We start from the raw sequence: 4,599 nt of genomic DNA on the forward strand, positions 1-4,599 counted from the left end.
CGGTGGAAACGCCGGCGCCGAACGCCAACGCCGCATCTCGCGGATGCATACCCCTGTCCACTGCGTTCAACGCAAGTAGCCGGACATCCTCCAGCATGCGTCGAGGAATGCGAGAACCGGACCCTTGTTCCATGATTCAATTATCTCACGACATTCTCAGAATCTCGACGCCGACCGGCCAACGCTCCGATAACTTAGTTTCTAATTAGTAAGCGTAGGCGCGGCCGCAGCGGCCCTCGTCGGTACGGCACTTCCGGCGAATGCCGCGACAGCGAACACAGAGGTCACCTTGTCCCTTACGGGAGGAGGTATTAACATCACGGCTCCGGCAACCGCCACCCTGAACGGCACCGTCGGCGCGGCATCCGTCTCTGGCCAACTCGGGCAGGTCCAGGTCACCGACACCCAAGGCGCCGCGGCGCCAAACTGGACGGCGAGCGTCGAGGCCACCAACTTCAACGCCCCGGCAGGATCCGGTCTTCCTTCAATCCCCGTCACCAACGTTCACTATGTTCCCGGAACGGTCACCCGCGTGAACAACGCGGGGAGCTCGAACCCGGCGGACTTCCCGGGGAGTTCCAGGCCGTCTCGGTGGTGACGGCGACAGGCGGCTCGGGTGTCAACTCGGCAACGTGGAACCCGAACCTGACCATCGACATCCCGGTTACCGCCATCGCCGGTAACTACACCGCCACGATCATCCACTCGACGGTTCCGTAATCGAGGTCGTGGAATGAGGAGAGGCACCTTTCTCGGTGTTCTCGCGGTGGTGGTCGGGATACTGGTTCCGACCACCACCGTATCCGCTGCGTCGGCTGCTCCCCAGAAGGGGACCATCAGTACTGAGGGGACGTTTGGGATCCGCTTAGTGGAGGTCACCGCGGCCCTGGTGGATGATCCCCGGGCCAAACAGTACATCGTCGATCACCTCAATCCGGGTACCGAGATGCGCCGCCGGGTGGAGGTCGTGAACAACACCGACGGTCCGATGCGGATCGAGCTGTATCCGGGCGCTGCGAGCCTGGGTGACAGCGCGTTCCACTTCGCCGAGGGGCGGACGCCGAACGAACTGACAACATGGACCAGCCTGGACAAGCCGGTGGTCGAGGTCGCGGCGCATTCCCGGGAGACGGCGACAGTCGTCATCGATGCACCACGGGATGCTTCGCCGGGAGAACACTACGGCGTGCTCTGGGCTCAGGCGGGCAGTCCGGATCCCGAGGGCAGCGGGGTCCAGATGATCAACCGGGTCGGGATCCGCATGTACCTGGACATCGGTCCCGGTGGTCCGCCGGCCGCCAACTTCACGATCGCCGGAATCATAGCGAAACGCCTGCTCGACGGACGACTGGAGATCAGTACAGAGATTCACAACACTGGTGGCCGTGCGCTGGACATGTCCGGTGAGCTGACACTGACCAATGGGCCCGGAGGCCTACAGGCCGGTCCGTTTCAGGCGAGCCGGGGAGCGACGGTGGCCCTCGGAGAGGTCAGCCCGGTCTCGTTCGCCCTCGACGGGCAGCTGCCCGCCGGTCCGTGGACCGTCACGGTGAAGCTGCGCAGTGGGTTGGTGGAGCGGACCACCACGGCAATCATCCGCTTTCCCGACCGCCGCGGTGCGTCCGAGCGGGTCAAAGAAAATTCCATATCCACCCGGACCGCAGTGATGTCTGCGGCCGCTGCCGGCAGCTCACTGCTCGGCCTCGGCATACTGTTCTCCTTCGCTCGCCGGAGACGTCGCCGCCGCGCGGCCGGTTCCTGACGTGCCGGCCCATCACCGGCGCGCCAGCCGGCGTCGAAGGTGGGCTGTCACGGGGAACGGCCGGCCGCAGAAGGCTGGCAGCGGTGGCGGGCCACCCGGTGCTCGCGCATGCTTGGCCGACAACGAATGGGGGTGGGCCCATGCCGACATCCATCACCACTCACCATCCATCCGACTTCCGGCCAACGACCTGACACCGACTTCGTCCGATCCGATCCGGCCGGCCTTGTCACCAGCGGATTTCTCGCGGCAGTCAGGATCAGCCGGGTGGCCCGAAAACCGATCAGCCCGTCCGCACGCCGGAGCAGTGCTCTCTGTTCTGAAAAGGAATGGGTGGTGCACCATGAGGATGGCACACGGGATTTTTGGTGCGATAGTCGCACTGGTTCTGGGTCTGCTGTTCGTGGCGGTTCCGGCGCGAGCCGGCGGGCCGACGGTGTCTCCGGCCACACCGGTGTCTCCGGCCACCCCGGTCACCCCGGTCCTGACGGGCATCAGCGCGGCACACGCGGCCAGTGCCCGCGCGGACCTCGTCCGGTTCCACTTCCAGCCGGCCGCCCCCTCCGAGGCCACCGCCCGGTACGTGCCGGCCTCGGAACTGATACAGGACGGCTCCGGCCTTCCTGTCGCCGTGCGGGGCCGGTCCTTCGTCAAGGTGGTCTTCCACCATGCGGCGGCCCATGACGAGGAGGGCAGGGCTACGGCTCCACGCAACCTGTTCTTCCCGGGCCGCGCGACCACCAATGTTGTCCAGGCGCGGTCGGGTGGCGACTTCGAGGGCGTGGTCACGTACTTCATCGGCCTGCGCGAGCCCGCGCCCGGACCGCAGGTACAGCCGACGGTGCAGCACACCGGCACCAGCGTGATCGTGGCGATCCCGACCCGATAACCCGGAAGGGCAAGGGGTCAACGGGCAGGCCGCCGCGCCCGGCGGCCTGCCCGGACGCGAACGGGAGTGTCGATGAACGTCGGACACTCCCGTTCGGACGTCAACGCCCCCTGTTCACCACAGGCCACCCGCGCCGGGCTCTACCTCCACGGGTGAGGACCTCGGCGCCGAGCAGGCCGAAGAACCTCTGCGCCACGCCCGGCGAGCAGCGGGCCGAAGATCACCCGCAGGAGGAAGCCTACAAAAATGGCTCCCATCGGGCACTAAACCGGCGACAGGATCGACAGCGGTACGCCGAGTGAAGAGTACAGATTCATCAGCTCATTCGCTGTCAGTTCAGAGTCATGTAGAACCACATGGAACGGGACCTTGTGCTCGTCGACAGGCCAGCCGCGCGACGCTGGGAGCGCCCAGGCCTCACCTGCGGACGAGAGGACATCGAGGAGAACGTCGATCGACCGCCGCTGCCGCCACAGAAGCCTGGAGCTGTGCGCGACATCCACGATATATGCCTCCGCCGGACTCCAGCTCAGATCGGTCAGACATTCATACAGGGCGTCCCAGTTGCGACCGTAGTACTCGGGGAACTCAAATCTCTCAACGAATTGATGATGCATCTCCGCCTCTGTGCTCGTTTCCGCGCCGTCGATGCATACCAACCGTACGCCGCTTCCATCCTCGTCGGCATCCCCGGGAGGTGTGGGGACAGTGCCGCAGAGGATCCACGGGGGCTGCGGTGAAAGCAGCGCTCGTGGCAGCCAGTCGTGGGCCACGTTTCACCTTCCTGACCCGGGCAAATGTCATGTAGTGATTACCAGTATAGTAGGTGGAAGCGTCACTTCCTGTGACGATCCTGGCGGCACCGCGAGGCTTGGCGTTGCATGCGCCCTGTTCTCGACAGGAAACGCCCTGGGGTGGCGCGCCATGGAACTGACACTCTTCTCGTGAAGCTGCGGCACGCCGCGTACGGCGGGCCCCGTGTACTGCGTGAAGTATTCGCTCAGGCGGCTACCGCCGGCTGTTCGAGTATCAGGTCGGTTCCGTCGACGGTGGTGGACACGCCGATCGGGAAGGTGGGCAGCGGGTCGGTGTGACCGCCCTCGACGTGCGCGAGGACGGGATAGCCACCGGCGGCCACGTGGTGCAGGACGAGGCGGTGGAAGTCGTTGACCCGGCCGGCGTAGTCCGGTTGCCACGGCGTCCCGAGTACATTGCGGGCGCTGGGAAGGCAGGCGGCGAGGAGGGGACCGTTTCCCTCGCCTGGGCGTAGTACCTGACGGGAGTGCGCAGGTGTCCGGCGCAACGGCCTGCCTGTGGTCTCGGCTGTGTCGTAGTCGTTGTCGTGGACCTCGACGTCGGTGTGGGGGAGCCTGCCGGGAGGGCGGGCCTCGCCGACAACCCGCTGGAAGTGGTCCACGGTGTAGTCGAACGGTCCGCCGACCGCGCCCCACTGAGGGATCACCGCAGGCCCGTAGAAAGTCACCAGGCCTGTCGCGCGGTGGAGGCCATGGTGTAGCGAGGTGATGTCGGAGTATCCGCAGAGGATCGTCGGATTCGCGGCGATCAGGTCCATGTCCAGCAACGGAAGAAGCTGCGCGCTGTGATCGCCGCCGATGGCGCAGATGATGGCCCGCACCTCGGCGTCGACGAAGGCGGCCATCAGGTCGGAGGTTCGTTCAGCGGCCGTTCCCGAGACCCACTCCCAGCCCTGGCCATGGACGTTCGGCATGAGACGGACGCGGTATCCGGCGTGTTCGAGGGCCGCCAGGCCCCGCTTGAACGGTCGGGGGAGCGCCGCCGGGCCGCACCAGGAGGGCGCGACCCAATACCAGGAACTTAAGGTCTGATCGTGTAGGTTCTGGCTGTGCCGAGGCGTGGTCAGGTCAAGGAGAAGGCCGGGGACCGGTTGGTGGACCGGGTCGGGTTGGGGGTGCTGGCCGCGCAGTTC

General features: G+C 66.0%; 5 protein-coding genes. 3 read left to right on the top strand and 2 right to left on the bottom strand.

What is annotated here, in order from left to right; translation table 11 throughout:
- Positions 1 to 591: 591 nt before the first annotated feature.
- The 3 genes from AB1460_RS35800 to AB1460_RS35810 all read left to right on the top strand — a co-directional run bounded on the left by AB1460_RS35800 (position 592) and on the right by AB1460_RS35810 (position 2,651).
- The gene (locus AB1460_RS35800; RefSeq protein ID WP_368966887.1) at positions 592 to 720 is read left to right on the top strand and encodes a hypothetical protein; all 129 of its coding nucleotides are present in this window, start codon (positions 592 to 594) and stop codon (positions 718 to 720) included.
- 13 nt (positions 721 to 733) lie between these two features.
- Positions 734 to 1,762 carry a hypothetical protein gene (locus tag AB1460_RS35805; RefSeq protein WP_368966889.1) on the top strand — a complete coding sequence of 343 codons (1,029 nt, stop codon included), beginning with the start codon at positions 734 to 736 and terminating at the stop codon, positions 1,760 to 1,762.
- Between the two features lie 343 nt (positions 1,763 to 2,105).
- A complete protein-coding gene (locus AB1460_RS35810; protein WP_368966891.1) occupies positions 2,106 to 2,651 on the top strand; it encodes an AMIN-like domain-containing (lipo)protein in 546 nt (181 codons plus the stop codon).
- 263 nt (positions 2,652 to 2,914) lie between these two features.
- Here AB1460_RS35810 and AB1460_RS35815 read toward each other — a convergent pair whose 3' ends face one another.
- Together AB1460_RS35815 and AB1460_RS35825 are read right to left on the bottom strand one after the other, a co-directional pair.
- Complete coding sequence (locus AB1460_RS35815; protein ID WP_368966892.1) at positions 2,915 to 3,424, bottom strand: barstar family protein; 510 nt, start codon at positions 3,422 to 3,424, stop codon at positions 2,915 to 2,917.
- A 227-nt stretch (positions 3,425 to 3,651) separates the two neighbouring features.
- Positions 3,652 to 4,533 carry a S66 peptidase family protein gene (locus AB1460_RS35825; RefSeq protein WP_368966894.1) on the bottom strand — a complete coding sequence of 294 codons (882 nt, stop codon included), beginning with the start codon at positions 4,531 to 4,533 and terminating at the stop codon, positions 3,652 to 3,654.
- Positions 4,534 to 4,599: the final 66 nt, after the last annotated feature.

The organism is Parafrankia sp. FMc2 (genome assembly GCF_041008525.1).
Lineage (GTDB): Bacteria > Actinomycetota > Actinomycetes > Frankiales > Frankiaceae > Parafrankia.